The organism is Stenotrophomonas sp. TEPEL, assembly GCF_004348785.1.
In the GTDB taxonomy this organism is placed as follows: domain Bacteria; phylum Pseudomonadota; class Gammaproteobacteria; order Xanthomonadales; family Xanthomonadaceae; genus Stenotrophomonas; species Stenotrophomonas indicatrix.
On the sequence record NZ_QQXJ01000001.1, the window covers coordinates 3,441,512 to 3,457,464 of the forward strand.

Consider the following 15,953-nt stretch of genomic DNA (forward strand, 5'->3'; position numbering starts at 1 on the left):
TTCACCGGATGCCGCTGCGCTCGCCGGGCATGGCCCGGCGCTACCGACTCAGGCCTGCCAGCGCGTTTTCGCCAGCAACTCATCTTCCCAGTCGAAGCCCAGCTCGCCATCGCGCACGAACAGGGCGACGAAGTTCATCAGGTTGCGCGCATACATCTCGCTGGCCTGGGTGGCACCCCGGCTGGCCAGGCCCAGCGGGCCATCGATGGTCACGCCCTGGTGCTCGATGCAGTGGCCGGGCTCGGTCAACGCGCAGTTGCCACCGCTCTCGGCGGCCAGATCAACGATCACGCTGCCGGCGGCCATGCCTTCGACCATCGCGGCGGTGACGATCGTCGGCGCCTGACGTCCCGGCACCGCGGCAGTGCAGATCACCACGTCCACGCTGCGCAGGTGGTCGCCAAGACGGCGCTGCTGTTCACCACGCTCTTCATCGGTCAGCGCTCGCGCATAACCGCCCTCGCCGACCGCGCTCACCCCCAGGTCGAGGAAGCGCGCACCGAGCGACTGGATCTGTTCGCGGGTTTCCGGGCGCACGTCGAAGCCCTCCACCTGCGCACCCAGGCGGCGTGAGGTGGCAATGGCCTGCAGGCCGGCGACACCGGCGCCGATCACCAGCACCTTGGCTGGACGCACCGTACCGGCCGCCGTGGTCAGCATCGGGAAGAAGCGCGGCGCGCGTTCGGCAGCAATCAATGCCGCCTTGTAGCCGGCCATGCCGGCCTGCGAACTGAGTACGTCCATCGCCTGCGCGCGCGTGGTGCGCGGCAACTGCTGCAGTGGGAACAGGTACAGGCGGTCATCGGAGGCCAATGCGGCCAACGCAGGGTCAGCCGCCGGGGTCAGCAGGCCGACCACACTGGCGCCCGGCTTGAGCCGGGCCAGCACCTCGGCCGGTGGCGCCTGCACGCACAGCAGGATGTCGATCTCGGCCCAACGGGCCGCGTCGAAGGCGCGGGCACCTGCGTCGTCGTAGGCGGCATCGGTAAAACCGGCGGCCTGGCCCGCACCGGGCTGGTACCACACGGTGATGCCCAGCGCACCGAGCTTGCGCGCCGTCTCCGGCGTGAGCGCAACGCGTCGTTCGCCCGGCGCGGTCTCCTTGATCCCCAGCAACGCCACGGCCATGCAGATTCCCGCTGATCGGTGAGTGGGTCCGATCCTAGCAGGCGTACGTGGCTCAGTGCAGCGTCGCACCACCCGGATCGAGGCGGTCGAGCACGCCCTGCATGGCGCTGTCGAAGGCGCCATCGTCGATGTGGGGACGCAGCCGCCCCAGCCGCACCATCACCGCCAGTTCTTCAGGCGAGGCCACACAGAAGCGCACGCCGCGACGGTTGACGAACAGCAGGCGCGAGGAAATCGGGCTGATCCAGGACAGTTTGCCCGCCTGCACCTTGCCGTCCTTGTCGACGAAGTCCAGCCAGTTGCCGATCTCCATCCGGCGGAAGCGGTCGGCATCGGCATTGTCGAAATCGTCGGTATTGAACGTACCGCCCAGATCCACCGCCGGCGTTTCCGGGGCCGGGGGCGCGGGCAGCACCACCTGCGGCAGCTCCGGCAGCGCGCGCTCGAGCTCCGGCCGCGATTCGGCGATGCCCTGCAGGGTGTCATGCAACGCGTCGATGGCTGCGCTGGCGGCGTCGCCATGCACGCCGACGCTGGCAAACACCTTGGCCAGCATCGGCTGCCAGGCCTGCAGCCACGGCTTGCCGACGATCTGCCGACGGGCCTCGGCCACTTCCTCAAGCAGGCCATCAGCCAGGGTCAGCGCCTCGGCCACCGATGCCCCCTCCTCGCCCTCGCGCAGCAGCGCCAGGGTCAGGTGGTGCTGCCAGGGCTGGCGAAGGAACTCGGCGATGGCCGGCGGCAGGGTGGCATCGCCGATGCGGCGATCCAGTTCGGCGCCGGCACGGGTGCGGGCCATTTCCAGTTTTTCCTGGCCACGCTGGGTCTCGGCGGCCCGCCGCTCGGCGATTTCCACGCGACGCCGGTGCTGTACCAGGAAATCGCGGAATTCTTCTTCCAGGGTCAGGAAGATCGCCAGGTTCTCGTTGAACTCGGCGACCAGCCGCTCGATGATCTCCTCCACCTTGGCCATCAGCATGCGCTCGGCCTGGCTTTCGCCGGTGTTGCCCTCGCAGGCTTCGGCCAGCGAGTTGAGCAGCTTGCGCGCCGGATGGGTCTTCTGCACGAACATGCGGCGGTCCAGCATCGCCACCTTCACGAACGGAACCACCAGGCGACCGATCAGCTCGCGCGAGCGGCCTTCCAGTTCGCGCTCATCGAGCATCACGTCGAACAGCATGCCAACCAGGTCGATCGCGTCCTCGTCCTGCGCGTCCAGCCGGGTCTGGCCCGGGTCGACGCCCAGCCGGGTCGCGCTGGACAGCACTTCGCTCTTCAGCCGCTGCGCCAATGACTCGCCATCCTCGCCGATCGCCGCACGCAGGGTCGCGCTGGGCGTGGCCTGCAGCAGCGACAGCACCGACATCATCTCGCGCTGGCTCAACGGGCGATGCTGGCCGACCGCCACCTGCGCCGCAGAGGTTGCGTCCTCGCGTACATGGCGGGTCTGCTGCAGCAGCTCGTGCAGCGCTTCCAGCAGCATGCCCTGCTGGCCGGAATAGGCTTCGCCGGACGGGCTCTCTTCGCCACCGGCATGCTGCTGCATGTGGCCACGACGCTCGGACCAGCGCGCGGCAAACCGCTGTGCCCAGGCCGGCGCGGCCTGTTCGTCGTCATTGAATTCGTTGTCGAAGCCCGATGCCGTGCGCTGCTCGACCAGATCATCCAAGCCATGCGGAACGTGCTGCGCCGGGGCCGGCGCCAGTGGCCGGCGCGGCGCCCCCATCTGCGACATCACCCCGGCCGCGGCCAGGTGCTCGTCCAGTTTTTCGTAGATGCGGCCCACCGGCGCGCGCAGGTCGCGCTCGCACAGCTTGATCAGCACCAGGTGGACTTCCGGGGCCAGCTCGCAGCCGGCAAAGGCTTCGTGGATGGCCACGCCCAGGTGTTCGGGGCTGATCGGGTTGCGGTCGGCATCGAGTTCGATACCGCCGCCCAGCCAGCCCAGGCGGCGGTCGAGCCGTGCCAGTACCGGCTTGAAGTCGCGCAGCAGCACGGTGGCGAAGTTGCGCACCGCCAGCCGTGATTCCAGTACATGTTCCGGCACCAGGCTCAGGCCATCCTGGGCCTGCCCGGCCAGGGTCAGCTCGGCAGAGACGGGCTCGCCCGCCGCCAGACCGGCCCAGGCATGGCCGAGATGGGCGGCAAAAGCACCGGCGATCTCTTCACGGCGGCGACGCAGCTCGCGCATCGCGTCCAGGAACAGCAACTGCGACGAGCCGGCATTGCCGGCACGGTCGAACAGGGCATCGTCGAAGCGGGCCAGTGCCGCGCCAAAGGCCTGGCACAACGCCGGCAGGACGATGTCCCGGGCAAGCTGGAGCTGGGCCGGGTCACGACCCGGCGATCCCATCGGAGTGGGCGCGCTCATCATTCGGGAAGGCTCCCCACCTTCTCTGGTGCGACAGACATCATGGACATCGCGACGGCCGGTACACCCCATGTACCGGTCCCTCGATGGTAGGCCGCCCAGCCCATCGCGGACAGTGAAACAGTCCTCACTTCAAACCTCATGAACGGCGGCCCGGCAATATTACGTATCGTAAGCCGTGCAGGGCCTGCGAGGCGAGGGGAAGCGGTGCTCCGTGATCCGCCAGTGGCATGATGTTCATCACAGTTTGCTATTCAGGGGTCTGACGCGACACAAACGGCGTCATCTACCTCCCCGACTATAATCAGCGACCCGTGATGACCGGTTCAGACTCCATGCCCGACCCTGCCGCCCTGCTTGCTCTGGATGCCCGTCGCTCGGTGCCCTCGCGGCAACTGGGCGAGCCCGGACCGGACCCGGCCACCCTGCAGCGGATGCTGACCTCGGCGGTCCGCGTGCCCGACCACGGCAAGCGCGTACCGTTCCGCTTCCTGAAGATCGCCGGCGATGCGCGTCACACTCTGGGCGACTTCCTGGCCGCGCGCAGCCGTGAGCGCGACCCGCATGCCGGCGACGCCGTGTTCGAGAAGGACCGCCAGCGCTTCAGCCATGCACCGCTGGTGATCGTGGTGGTGGCCAGCCCCCGTCCGGACCCGAAGGTACCGGCACAGGAACAACTGATGACCGCCGGCTGCGTGTGCTTTGCCCTGTTGCAGGCGGCACAGGCGCTGGGCTTCGGCGCGCAGTGGCTGACCGCATGGATGGCCTTCGATCCCGCCGTGCACGCCCACCTGGGGCTGGCCGAGGGCGAAGGCATTGCCGGCTTCATCCACATCGGCACGCCCAAGGCCGAAGTGCCTGAACGCGAGCGCCCCGACGCAGCTGCCCTGCTGCAGGACTGGACCGGCCAGTGAGCGCGGTGACTCCCGTGGCGATACCACCGCCGCTGTACCTGGTCGACGCCAGCATCTACGTGTTCCGCGCCTGGCATTCGCTGCCGGACGAATTCCAGGATAGCCAGGGCTGGCCGACCAACGCCGTGCATGGATTCGCCCGTTTCCTGCTGGACCTGCTGGAGCGCGAACGCCCCCGGCACATCGCCATCGCCTTCGACGAAGCACTGGACAGCGGCTTCCGTCACCGCCTGTACCCGGCCTACAAGGCCAATCGGGACCCGGCGCCGGAAGCGCTCAAGCGCCAGTTCGTGCACTGCAAGGCGTTGTGCGCAGCGCTCGGCCTGGCGGTACTTGCCCACCATGATTACGAAGCCGACGACCTGATCGGCAGCGCCCTGCATGGCCACCGCAGCAGCCATCGCGGCGTGATCATTTCCGCCGACAAGGACCTGTCGCAGCTGCTGCTCGACCATGACGAGCAATGGGATTACGCACGCAACCAGCGCTGGGACGTGGCCGGAGTCAAGGCCCGGCACGGCGTGCACGCGCACCAGATTGCCGATTACCTGGCGCTGTGCGGCGATGCGGTCGACAACATTCCGGGCATCAGTGGTGTCGGCGCCAAGTCGGCGGCCGTGCTGCTGGCCCATTTCGGCAGCATGGACGTGCTGTACGAATGCCTGGACGAAGTGCCGTTCCTGCGCCTGCGCGGCGCGGCGCAGATGGCGGTGCGCCTGCGCGAGCAGCGCGAGCACGCCCAGCTCTGGCGCCAGCTGACCACCATCTCCCTGGACGCCCCCTTGGAAGGCTGCCAGCCCGGCATGCCGCGCCAGGCGGCCGATCCAGAGCTGCTCGGTGGCCTGTGCCAGACCCTGCGCTTCGGCCCCATGACCCGCCGCCGGCTGTTCAGTGCCGCCGGCATTTCCGACCCCGCCCCTACTTCCAGCGAGCCCGCATGAGCCAGCGCAATACCGAAGCACCGCGTGTCGTCTACGAAGGCAAGTACCAGCGCATGGTCGTGCGCGGCAGCTGGGAATACAGCGAACGCACCCACGCCGGCGGCCTGGCCGCGATCATCATTGCCGTCACCCCCGAGGACAAGGTGCTGTTCGTCGAGCAGTTCCGCGTGCCGCTGCAGGCGTCGACCATCGAGATGCCGGCCGGGCTGGTCGGCGACATCGATGCGGGCGAGTCCATCGAAGTTTCCGCTGTACGCGAGCTGGAAGAGGAGACCGGCTGGACCGCCGAGCACGCCGAAGTGCTGATGATCGGCCCCACCTCCTCTGGTGCCAGCAGCGAGAAGATCGCCTTCGTGCGTGCCACCGGCCTGCGTCGCATCGGCGAAGGCGGCGGCGACGAGAGCGAGGACATCACCGTGCATGAAGTGCCGCGCGCGCAGGCGGCCGCCTGGCTGGTGCAGAAAATGGCCGAAGGCTATGAAGCCGATGCCAAGCTGTGGGCCGGCCTGTGGATGATCGAGCACCATCTGGACGGCCGGCCCCGTGGCTGACGCCGGCCTGCACGCGCTGCCGGCACTGCTGGGCGCCGACGATCCGGCGATCTTCAGCGTGCACCGTGCGCAGGGCGCCTCGCCGTTCCTGCTGCTGGCCGACCATGCCGGCCAACAGGTGCCGCGTGCACTGGCCGACCTTGGATTGCCGCAGGCCGAACTGGACCGGCATATCGGCTGGGACATCGGCATCGGCGGCACCACCCGTGCATTGGCCGAGCGGCTGGATGCGTGGGCGATCGAGCAGACCTATTCGCGGCTGCTGATCGACTGCAACCGGCCGTTGGTTTCGCCGACGCTGATCCCCGAGGTCAGCGACCATACCGTGGTGCCGGGCAATGCCGGGCTGTCGCCCGCGCAGCGGCAGCAGCGCATCGATGCGATCCACGCCCCCTACCATGCACGCATTGATGCCGAACTGGATGCGCGCCGCGATGCGGGACGGCCGACGCTGCTGGTGATGATGCACAGCTTCACCCCGGTGATGAACGGCATGCAGCGCCCCTGGCACGCCGGCGTGCTGTACCACCAGGACACGCGTTTTGCCCACGCCCTGCTGCAGGCACTGCGCGATGAAGGCGACCTGGTGGTGGGCGACAACGAACCGTATTCGGTCAACAGCAGCAGCGACTACGCTGTGCCCGTGCATGGCGAAGGTCGCGGCCTGGTGCATGTGGAACTGGAAATCCGCCAGGACCTGATCGCCGATGCCGCCGGGCAGCAGGCGTGGGCGGAGCGGCTGGCACGTATTTTCAGCGCGTTGCAGCCGCAGTTGTTGGCGTTCGGATGACCCCCATCCACGCATGGCGTGGATCTACTGCAGCGCTGACGGACATCCGCATTCGGCGAAAAGAAAGAACGAGGCCGGTTCCCAGTAGATCCACGCCATGCGTGGATGATTTTCGTCAACGCAGCACGGGAACATCCATCCACGGGAACGGTTTGAATCCGCGCACCTGCACGCGGACGCCGATCGCTTCAAAATCGTCCTTGATCGCCTGGGCGCGACGCCGATCCAGCGCTTCCCCCAGCAACACCGGCAGCGCGCGACAGCGTGCCAGCGCTTCGCCCACCGGAATGTCGAGCAGCTGCGCGACGCGCTGTGCCGCTCCCTTGATCTGTTCGCCCGCACACGCCGCCAGCGTCAACTCGAACGCGGCGAAGATGCCCGGCCCGACACCGGCTGCGCGCGCAGCGTCCTGCTCGGCGGCACCAGCCTCGCCCAGCGCTTCATCGACACTGTCCACCTGCAGGAAGGCGTCGTACTCGGCGTAGTACGCCAGCGCTTCGGCGTAATCCTGCAGGGATGAGAGCGGACGCTGGCGCTTCTGCACATCCAGTACGTCAGCGAACGTGGCCGGTTCCAGGCAGGCCGACAGGCCCAGCGCCTGCACGGCCTCGGGCACCTCACCGTCGTCATCGAACGCGGCGTCTTCATCTGCCGGCAACCAGAAACGCGCTGCCAGCAGATCGCCCTCGCTGGCATGCACCCAGCCGAACGACGCCCATACGTCGTGGTCGTCATTGCAGGCGGCAAACGCGTCCAGCGTCTGGCGAAGATCAAGCCGTGCAATCATGCGTCGTTGGGCAGCGCGTCGGGAGAGCTGCAGTCTACCGGTGCCGGACGCAGGCCCAGCGCGATGACCACGCCGAGCGCGGCGAACAGCGCGGCACCGTACTGTGCATTGACCATGCCCTGCAGGGCATCGGGACTGGTTGCCGCCTGCGTGCCGCGTGCGGCGTTGGCCACCATCACCAGTACTGCCAGTCCCAACGCGCCGCCGATCTGCTGTGCGGTAGCGGCCATGCCGGACGCCACACCCTGCTGCGGCCCCGGAACGCCCTGCCCGGCCACGATCCACATCGCCGTCCAACTCATGCCCTGGCCCACGCTGAGCACCACGATGCCCGGCAGCAGCGGCCAGTAGCTGGCGCCGTGCGGCATCGCCAGCGCCACCGCGGTGATGCCGATGGCACCGGCGGCGAAGCCCCAGGCCAGCACCTGCCGCGGCGAACGGCGCTGCAGCATGCGCTCGGCAATGCGGATGCCGAAGGTGCACACCAGCGTCGGCAGCAGGAAGGCCATGCCGGCCTGCAGCGGGCTCCAGCCATAGCCATCCTGGAAGTACAGCGCCAGGAAGTAGTACTGCACGCCATAGCTGCTCATGAACGCGAAGGTCAGGCCGAGTGCTGCACGCAGGCCGGGCAGGCGCAGCAGCGCGAACTGCATCAGCGGGTCGCGGCTGCGCTTTTCGATCTGTACGAACACCGTCAGCAGCACGGCTGACAGCAACAGGCAGATGAGCGTGGCCGGCGCGGTCCAGCCCCATTCCGGCCCCTGCACCAGGGTGGTGACCAGCAGGCTGCCGCCGGCGGTGACGGTGAGGCAACCGGCCAGATCGAAGGAACGGCCGCGCACGCGCGGGCCATCGGCCGGCAGCCACGCGCCCGCGGCGACCGCACAGGCCGTGGCCAACGGCACGATCACCGCCAGCACCGCCGGCCAGCCGAACGCCTGGGTCAGCACGCCGCCCAGCAGCGTCCCCAATGCGAGGCCCGCCGCACTGGCCATGCTCCAGATTGCCAGCGCGCGGTTGCGCACCGGGCCCTCTGCATACAGCGTATTGATCAGGGCCAGGGTGGCCGGAAACAGCAGCGCCGCACCGATGCCCTGCGCCGCACGCGCCACGATCAGCAGTGTGGCATTGGGCGCCAGCGCACCCAGCAGCGAGGCCAGCGCGAACAGCAGCATGCCCAGCCGGTAGAAGCGGCGGCGGCCCAGCAGATCGGCCGCACGCCCGCCCAGCAGCAAGCTGCCGCCAAAGGCCACCGTATAGGCGCTGACCACCCACTGCAGCTGCTGCGCATTGATCTGCAGCGCGCGGCCCATGTCGTGCAGGGCGACGAAGATGATGGTGGCGTCCAGAGCGATGATCAGCTGCGCGGTGGCCAGCAGGGTCAGCGCCCAGCGCGGGTATTTCAGGGGAGGCATGCGGCGCCCGGTTCGGAGGGGGGACGGCAGTCTCATTGATGCAGCTGAATCAATAAACCCCCTCAGCGCGATTTCTGTCATGATTTTCTGCATGAATGGATCCTCGATGGACCTCAATGCGGTGCGCATGCTGGTGCAGGTGGCCGAGGCGCGCAGCTTCACCGTCGCCGCCGGCCAGCTCGGCTTGAGCCAGTCCGGGCTGTCACGCGCGATCGGCCGGCTGGAAGCCTCGCTGGGGGTGAAGCTGCTGCAGCGGAATACGCGCAATGTCGCGCTGACCCCGGATGGCCAGCAGTTCGTCGAGCAGGTGGGACCGTTGCTGTGCGGGATGGAAGACGCCGAGCGGCTGCTGGCCGACCGCCCCTGCACGCCATCGGGCACGTTGAAGATCAGCGCTCCGTCGATGTTCGGGCGCAAGGTGCTGGTGCCGTTGCTGGGACCGTTGCTGCAGCAGCATCCGCAGCTGCAGGTGGAAGCGGTGCTCAGCGACCGCCTGGTGGATCTGGTGGAGGAAGGCTTCGACGCCGCCCTGCGCACCGGCACCATCGCCGACCAGCGCATGGTGGCGCGTCCGTTGAAGCCACTGCGCTGGGTGACCGTGGCCAGCCCGGCCTACCTGGCCGCGCAGGGTGAGCCTGCCAATGTGGCGGCATTGCAGAACCATGTCTGCCTGGCGGTGCGCAACCTGCGCAGTGGCCGGCTGGTGGACTGGCAATTCCTGCAGGACGGGCAGCTGCGCGAAGTCACGCCGCCGACGCGGGTGGTGTTCGACTGCGGCGACCCGTTGGTGGAGGCAGCGATTGCGGGCATCGGCATCGTGCAGGTGATGGATTTCGCGGTGGCCGACGCGTTGGCCGATGGCCGCCTGCAGCGCGTGCTGCAGCCGTTCGAAGGCCGCAGCCGCGCGCTGTCGTTGATCTACCCGCCCTCGCGCCAGCACTCACCGAAACTGCAGGTGCTGGCCGAAGCGTTGTTGGCCGGGGATTGGTAGATCCACGCCATGCGTGGATGAGCGTTTCAATGCAAAAGCAGCCAGGCATGGCCTGGCTCTACTGGGCCGTGGTAGATCCACGCCGTGCGTGGATGAGCGTTTCAATGCAAAAGCAGCCAGGCATGGCCTGGCCCTACTGGGCAGTAGTAGATCCACGCCATGCGTGGATGAGCGTCTCAATGCAAAAGCAGCCAGGCATGGCCTGGCCCTACTGGGCAGTAGTAGATCCACGGCATGCGTGGATAAGCGTTTCAATGCAAAAGCAGCCAGGCATGGCCTGGCTCTACTGGGCCGTGGTAGATCCACGCCATGCGTGGATGAGCGTTTCAACGCAAACGCAGCCAGGCATGGCCTGGCTCTACTGGGCCGTGGTAGATCCACGCCATGCGTGGATGAGCGTTTCAACGCAAAAGCCGCCGGGCATGGCCCGGCGCTACCGGTAAGGCGTTGCCGGCCAGCGGCCGGCACTACCACCACCCGATCAGGCGAAGCTATCGGTGGCACGCACCAGCGCGTCGACGTTCTCTGCTTCGAACGCCGAATGCCCCGAGGCCGGGGTGATCTCCAGCTTCGCCTTCGGCCACACCTTGGTCAGGTCCCAGGCGTTGGCCAGCGGGCAGACCACGTCGTAACGGCCGTGCACGATCACGCCCGGGATGTCGGCGATGCGGTGCGCGTCGCGCAGCAGCTGGTCTTCCACTTCGAAGAAACCGCCGTTGACGAAGTAGTGGTTTTCGATGCGGGCAAACGCCAGCGCGAAGTGCGGGTCTTCATGGCTGTTGATGAAGTCGTCGTCCACGTGCAGGAAGCTGGTCGCGCCCTCCCACACTGCCCAGGCCTTGGCTGCGTCCAGGCGCGTTGCTTCGTCTTCGCTGGTCAGGCGGCGATGGAAAGCGGAGATCAGATCATGGCGTTCCACCGCCGGAATCGGCTTGAGGTAGTGCTCCCACGCATCCGGGAACAGGCGGTTGGCGCCTTCCTGGTAGAACCATTCCAGCTCCCAGCGGCGCAGCATGAAGATGCCGCGCAGCACCAGTTCGGTCACGCGCTGCGGATGGGTCTGCGCATAGGCCAACGCCAGGGTCGAGCCCCAGCTGCCACCGAACACCTGCCAGCGATCGACCTTGAGGTGCTCGCGCAGCTTCTCGATGTCGGCCACCAGGTCCCAGGTGGTGTTGTCCACCAGATCGGCGTGCGGGGTGGAACGACCGGCACCGCGCTGGTCGAAGAGGATGATGCGGTACCTGGCCGGGTCGTGGAACTGGCGCATCTTGTCGCTGCAGCCGCCGCCGGGCCCACCATGCAGCATCACCACCGGCTTGCCGTCCGGGTTGCCGCACTGTTCGAAGTACAGCGTGTGGCGGTCGTCGACCTTCAGGGTGCCGACGTCGTAAGGGGTGATGGCGGGGTACAGCGTACGCATGCTTGCAGCTCCGTGGTGGTGCCCTGCCCTTGGCAGGAGAACCCCCATTCTAGGCCGGTCGCCGGCCCAGGGTGACCCGGTCGCGCTGCTCCAGGTCCTGCACGGTCTGCACGTCGATGTAGCCGGCCTGCGCGAACAGCGCGCCGATGGCATCGCCCTGGTCCCAGCCGTGTTCGATCAGCAGCCAGCCGCCGGGCTGCAGGTAGTCGCCGCCGCCGGCGACGATGCGACGGATGTCATCCAGCCCATCAACGCCCGAGGCCAGCGCCGTGGCCGGCTCGAAGCGCAGGTCGCCCTGTTGCAGGTGCGGGTCGTCGCTGGCGATATAGGGGGGATTGCTGGCGATCAGGTCGAAGCGTTCACCGTGCAGCGGCGCGTACCAGTCGTGCCCCCCTTCGGCAAAACGCACGTTGCCCAGCTCGTGGCGCGCGGCGTTGCGGGCCGCCACCGCCAGCGCAGCGGAACTGGCGTCGGTGGCCAGCACCTGCGCCTGAGGTCGTTCGCTGGCCAAGGCCAATGCAATCGCGCCGCTGCCGGTGCCAAGATCGGCCAACCGCAGTGCACGGTCCGGCGGCAGGCGATCCAGCGCCAGTTCCACCAGCAGTTCGGTTTCCGGGCGCGGAATCAGGGTGGCGGGGTCGACTTCCAGATCGAGGGTCCAGAAACCACGGCGGCCGGTCAGGTAGGCCACCGGTTCGCCAGCCAGGCGCCGGTCCAGCAAGGCCTCGAACGCGGCCTGCTCGGCGGCGGGCAGTGGATCGGTAGCGTGCGCGAACAACCAGCTGCGCGGTCGCTGCAGCACATGCAGCAGCAGCAGCTCCGCTTCATGACGGGCCTCGGCGCCCCCCAGGCGGCCGCTGGCGTCGGCCACGACCTGGCGCAGGGACGGTTCGGAATCGGCGGGCATGGCAGGCACTGGCGCGGGCGGTGGGCCCGCAATTGTAGAGTCTGGAAACCGTTCAGGTTCGCTGGGGCGGGATTCGCTGCGGTGGGATATGAGAGACCTATCGACCGGTTTCCGCAGCCGCTGATGATTTCCCTTGTCATACAGCGGGTTGCAGGATGCAGGTGGCCTGATTCATTGCCGGCTCAGCGCACATCAATAGACTGCATCTATCAAATGGATGTAATCAATGCATTGTCCTTATCGAAATGGAACCAGTAACCTAGGTCCTGTCGATTCACCCACTCCCCTTCACCCAGAGGAAAAACGATGTCCCTGATCAACACCCAGATCCAGCCGTTCGAAGCCAACGCTTACCTGAATGGCGAGTTCATCAAGGTCTCCGACAGCACCCTGAAGGGCCAGTGGTCGGTCCTGATCTTCATGCCGGCAGCCTTCACCTTCAACTGCCCGACCGAGATCGAAGACGCCGCTGACCATTACGCCGAGTTCAAGAAGGCTGGCGCCGAGGTCTACATCGTCACCACCGACACCCACTTCTCGCACAAGGTCTGGCACGAAACCTCGCCGGCCGTGGGCAAGGCCCAGTTCCCGCTGGTCGGCGACCCGACCCACCAGCTGACCCGCGCCTTCGGCGTGCACATCGAGGAAGAAGGCCTGGCCCTGCGCGGCACCTTCATCATCAACCCGGAAGGCGTGATCAAGACCCTGGAGATCCACTCCAACGAGATCGCCCGTGACGTCTCCGAGACCCTGCGCAAGCTGAAGGCTGCCCAGTTCACCGCCGCCAACCCGAACCAGGTCTGCCCGGCCAAGTGGAAGGAAGGCGAGAAGACCCTGACCCCGTCGCTGGACCTGGTCGGCAAGATCTGAAGCAGTACCGGTCTGCCGCAGCCCCACGCTGCGGCGCGCCCATCCCCGTGCCGGCCACATCGCCGGCGTGGGGGTGAACCCAAGACAGCCGAGCCCGCAAGCCACCGCTCGCCAGCCCCTTCCACAGCTGTCTCTGCTGCCTTGGGTTCACCCCTACCCCCTGCTGGTCCGCTACCTTCTACAGCGGTGCCACGCCCCCGTTTTGCCTGAAGCCAGGAGAAGACCATGTTGGACGCCAACCTGCAGTCGCAGCTGAAGACCTATCTGGAGCGCGTGACCCGCCCGATCCAGATCACCGCGCATGCCGACGATGGTGCCAAGTCGCAGGAGATGCTGGACCTGCTGCAGACCCTGGAAAGCCTGTCGGACAAGATCTCGCTGCAGGTGCTGCGCGACGGCCAGGGTCGCGTGCCGTCCTTCGACCTGGGCACGCCGGGCCAGGACATCCACCTGACCTTCGCCGGCCTGCCGATGGGCCACGAATTCACCTCGCTGGTGCTGGCCCTGCTGCAGGTCGGCGGGCATCCGTCCAAGGCCACTGCCGAGCTGATCGAGCAGGTGCAGAACCTGGAAGGCGACTACCGGTTTGAAACCTATTTCTCGCTGTCCTGCCAGAACTGCCCGGACGTGGTGCAGGCACTGAACCTGGCTGCGGTGCTCAACCCGCGCATCCAGCACGTGGCCATCGACGGCGCGCTGTTCCAGGAGGAAGTCGAGCAGCGCGAGATCATGTCGGTGCCGACCGTCTACCTCAACGGCGCGGTGTTCGACCAGGGCCGCATGACCCTCGAGCAGATCGTGGCCAAGCTGGACACCAACGCCAGCAAGCGCGATGCCGAGAAGATCGCCGCCAAGGATGCCTTTGACGTGCTGGTGGTCGGTGGTGGCCCGGCCGGCGCCGCTGCGGCGATCTATGCCGCGCGCAAGGGCATCCGTACCGGCATCGCCGCCGAGCGTTTCGGTGGCCAGGTGCTGGACACCATGGCGATCGAGAACTTCATTTCGGTGAAGGAGACCGAGGGCCCGAAGCTGGCCACGGCGCTGGAACAGCATGTGCGCGAGTACGAAGTCGACATCATGGACCTGCAGCGCGCCAGTGCGCTGGTGCCCGCCGGCGAAGACGGCCTGGTGCAGGTGCAGCTGGAAAACGGCGCGGTGTTGAAGTCGCGCTCGGTGATCCTGTCCACCGGCGCGCGCTGGCGGCAGATGAACGTGCCCGGCGAAGACCAGTACCGCAACAAGGGCGTGGCGTACTGCCCGCACTGCGACGGCCCGCTGTTCAAGGGCAAGCGCGTGGCGGTGATCGGCGGCGGCAATTCCGGCGTTGAAGCGGCCATCGATCTGGCCGGCATCGTGTCGCATGTGACCCTGCTGGAGTTCGATTCGAGCCTGCGTGCCGACGAAGTGCTGCAGAAGAAGCTGCGCAGCCTGGCCAATGTCACCGTGCTGACCAGCGCGCAGACCACCGAAGTGCTGGGCGACGGCAGCCGCGTCACCGGCCTGGTCTACAAGGACCGTGTCGGCGGCGACTCCCATCGCGTCGAACTGGAAGGCATCTTCGTGCAGATCGGCCTGCTGCCGAACACCGAATGGCTGAAGGACACCGTGGCCCTTTCGCCGCGTGGCGAGATCGTCATCGATGACCGCGGGCAGACCAATCTGCCGGGCGTGTTCGCCGCGGGCGATTGCACGACGGTACCCTACAAGCAGATCATCATCGCGATGGGCGCCGGTTCGACCGCCGCACTGAGCGCTTTCGATCACCTGATCCGCTCCCCGGTTGCCAAGAGCAGCGGTGCGGTGGCCGAAGCAGCCTGATCCAATGTTCCCAGACCATCGGGAGCACCATCAACCGGCTGGGCACACCCTGCCGGTGCAGTACCCCGAGAGGTCTGAGGATGAACCTGCGTGACCTGAAATACCTGGTGGCCCTGGCCGATCACAAGCACTTCGGCCGGGCCGCCGCGTCCTGCTTCGTCAGCCAGCCCACGCTGTCGACCCAGATCCGCAAGCTGGAAGAGGAACTGGGCCTGCCGCTGGTGGAACGCGCACCGCGCAAGGTGATGTTGACCCCCGCCGGCCACGAAGCGGCCGCGCGGGCACGGGTGATCGTGGCCGAAGTGGAACAGCTGAAGGAAGCGGCGCGACGCAGCCGCGATCCCGAAGCGGGCACGGTGCGCCTGGGGATCTTCCCCACCCTGGGCCCCTACCTGTTGCCGCACGTGATTCCGCGCATCCGCACGCGCTTCCCCGAGCTGGAACTGCTGCTGGTGGAGGAAAAGAGCGATGTGCTGCTGGAGCGCCTGCGCGAAGGCAGGCTCGACGCTGCACTGTTGGCACTGCCGGTGATCGACGACCAGCTGCACGCCGAATTCCTGTTCGAGGAACCGTTCCTGCTGGCCGTTTCCGGCCGCCATCCGCTGGCCACGCGCGAGCATCTGGACGTACAGGAACTGGCCACGCAGAAGCTGCTGCTGCTGGAAGATGGCCACTGCCTGCGTGACCAGGCGCTGGAAGTCTGCCGCCTGTTCGGCGCCAACGAAAAGTCCGAATTCCGCGCCACGAGCCTGGAAACGCTGCGACAGATGGTCGCCGCCGACGTGGGCATCACCCTGCTGCCCAGCCTGTCGGTACAGCCGCCGGTGCCGCGTTCGAACAACATCCGCCTGCTCGACTTCGTCGGCGAGGGCCGTCCCAGCCGTCGCATCGCCATGATCTGGCGCCGCAGCTCGGCGATGAACGAGTTCCTGATGGAGCTGGCCGAGCAGTTCAAGCGCCTGCCCGATGCGCTGTTCACGCTGGAGGCGCTGGCCCCGCCAAGCGGCGATGCCGCCGCCCTGCCCGCCCCGGTGCTGAACGGCTGAG

Annotated in this window: 14 protein-coding genes; 8 read left to right on the forward strand and 6 right to left on the reverse strand. The window is 67.3% G+C overall.

Annotated features, from left to right (window positions below; genetic code table 11):
• Window positions 1-48 precede the first annotated feature (48 nt).
• Window positions 49-1,128, reverse strand: a complete 1,080-nt coding sequence (locus TEP_RS15840; RefSeq protein ID WP_132825890.1) for an NAD(P) transhydrogenase subunit alpha — start codon at window positions 1,126-1,128, stop codon at window positions 49-51.
• A 52-nt stretch (window positions 1,129-1,180) separates the two neighbouring features.
• Window positions 1,181-3,502, reverse strand: a complete 2,322-nt coding sequence (locus TEP_RS15845) for a DUF1631 domain-containing protein (RefSeq protein ID WP_132825891.1) — start codon at window positions 3,500-3,502, stop codon at window positions 1,181-1,183.
• Window positions 3,503-3,834: 332 nt separating this feature from the next.
• On the opposite strand from TEP_RS15845, the gene TEP_RS15850 reads away from it, so the two are divergent.
• From TEP_RS15850 to TEP_RS15865, 4 genes are read left to right on the forward strand one after another with little or no spacing between them, the layout of a single operon-like run.
• Window positions 3,835-4,413: a nitroreductase gene (locus TEP_RS15850; protein ID WP_025877963.1), complete on the forward strand. Its 579-nt coding sequence runs from the start codon at window positions 3,835-3,837 to the stop codon at window positions 4,411-4,413.
• Window positions 4,414-4,418: 5 nt separating this feature from the next.
• Window positions 4,419-5,354: a 5'-3' exonuclease H3TH domain-containing protein gene (locus TEP_RS15855; RefSeq protein ID WP_132826553.1), complete on the forward strand. Its 936-nt coding sequence runs from the start codon at window positions 4,419-4,421 to the stop codon at window positions 5,352-5,354.
• Window positions 5,351-5,905: an NUDIX hydrolase gene (locus tag TEP_RS15860; protein ID WP_093818967.1), complete on the forward strand. Its 555-nt coding sequence runs from the start codon at window positions 5,351-5,353 to the stop codon at window positions 5,903-5,905. Before TEP_RS15855 ends, TEP_RS15860 begins: the two co-directional genes overlap by 4 nt.
• Window positions 5,898-6,695: an N-formylglutamate amidohydrolase gene (locus tag TEP_RS15865; RefSeq protein ID WP_132825892.1), complete on the forward strand. Its 798-nt coding sequence runs from the start codon at window positions 5,898-5,900 to the stop codon at window positions 6,693-6,695. Before TEP_RS15860 ends, TEP_RS15865 begins: the two co-directional genes overlap by 8 nt.
• 115 nt (window positions 6,696-6,810) lie before the next feature.
• On the opposite strand, the gene TEP_RS15870 is transcribed toward TEP_RS15865, so the two are convergent.
• Window positions 6,811-7,482, reverse strand: a complete 672-nt coding sequence (locus tag TEP_RS15870) for a hypothetical protein (RefSeq protein WP_132825893.1) — start codon at window positions 7,480-7,482, stop codon at window positions 6,811-6,813.
• Window positions 7,479-8,897 carry an MFS transporter gene (locus tag TEP_RS15875; protein WP_132825894.1) on the reverse strand — a complete coding sequence of 473 codons (1,419 nt, stop codon included), beginning with the start codon at window positions 8,895-8,897 and terminating at the stop codon, window positions 7,479-7,481. The genes TEP_RS15870 and TEP_RS15875 overlap by 4 nt, the downstream gene beginning before the upstream one ends.
• A gap of 106 nt (window positions 8,898-9,003) precedes the next feature.
• On the opposite strand from TEP_RS15875, the gene TEP_RS15880 reads away from it, so the two are divergent.
• Window positions 9,004-9,888 carry a LysR family transcriptional regulator gene (locus tag TEP_RS15880; protein WP_132826554.1) on the forward strand — a complete coding sequence of 295 codons (885 nt, stop codon included), beginning with the start codon at window positions 9,004-9,006 and terminating at the stop codon, window positions 9,886-9,888.
• A gap of 481 nt (window positions 9,889-10,369) precedes the next feature.
• Here the strand turns inward: TEP_RS15880 and pip are convergent, their stop codons facing one another.
• Window positions 10,370-11,311 (reverse strand): prolyl aminopeptidase, encoded by a 942-nt coding sequence (pip, locus tag TEP_RS15885; RefSeq protein WP_093818962.1) that lies wholly within the window; start codon window positions 11,309-11,311, stop codon window positions 10,370-10,372.
• A 49-nt stretch (window positions 11,312-11,360) separates the two neighbouring features.
• Window positions 11,361-12,218, reverse strand: coding sequence for a peptide chain release factor N(5)-glutamine methyltransferase (prmC, locus tag TEP_RS15890; RefSeq protein WP_132825895.1), 858 nt, complete (start codon window positions 12,216-12,218; stop codon window positions 11,361-11,363).
• Between the two features lie 306 nt (window positions 12,219-12,524).
• On the opposite strand from prmC, the gene ahpC reads away from it, so the two are divergent.
• The 3 genes from ahpC (at window position 12,525) to TEP_RS15905 (ending at window position 15,952) form a co-directional block, all read left to right on the forward strand.
• On the forward strand, window positions 12,525-13,088 hold the full coding sequence (gene ahpC / locus TEP_RS15895; protein ID WP_025877950.1) for an alkyl hydroperoxide reductase subunit C: 564 nt from the start codon (window positions 12,525-12,527) through the stop codon (window positions 13,086-13,088).
• Between the two features lie 225 nt (window positions 13,089-13,313).
• The gene (gene ahpF / locus TEP_RS15900) at window positions 13,314-14,906 is read left to right on the forward strand and encodes an alkyl hydroperoxide reductase subunit F (RefSeq protein ID WP_132825896.1); all 1,593 of its coding nucleotides are present in this window, start codon (window positions 13,314-13,316) and stop codon (window positions 14,904-14,906) included.
• An 80-nt stretch (window positions 14,907-14,986) separates the two neighbouring features.
• Window positions 14,987-15,952, forward strand: coding sequence for a LysR substrate-binding domain-containing protein (locus TEP_RS15905; protein WP_132825897.1), 966 nt, complete (start codon window positions 14,987-14,989; stop codon window positions 15,950-15,952).
• Window position 15,953 lies beyond the last annotated feature (1 nt).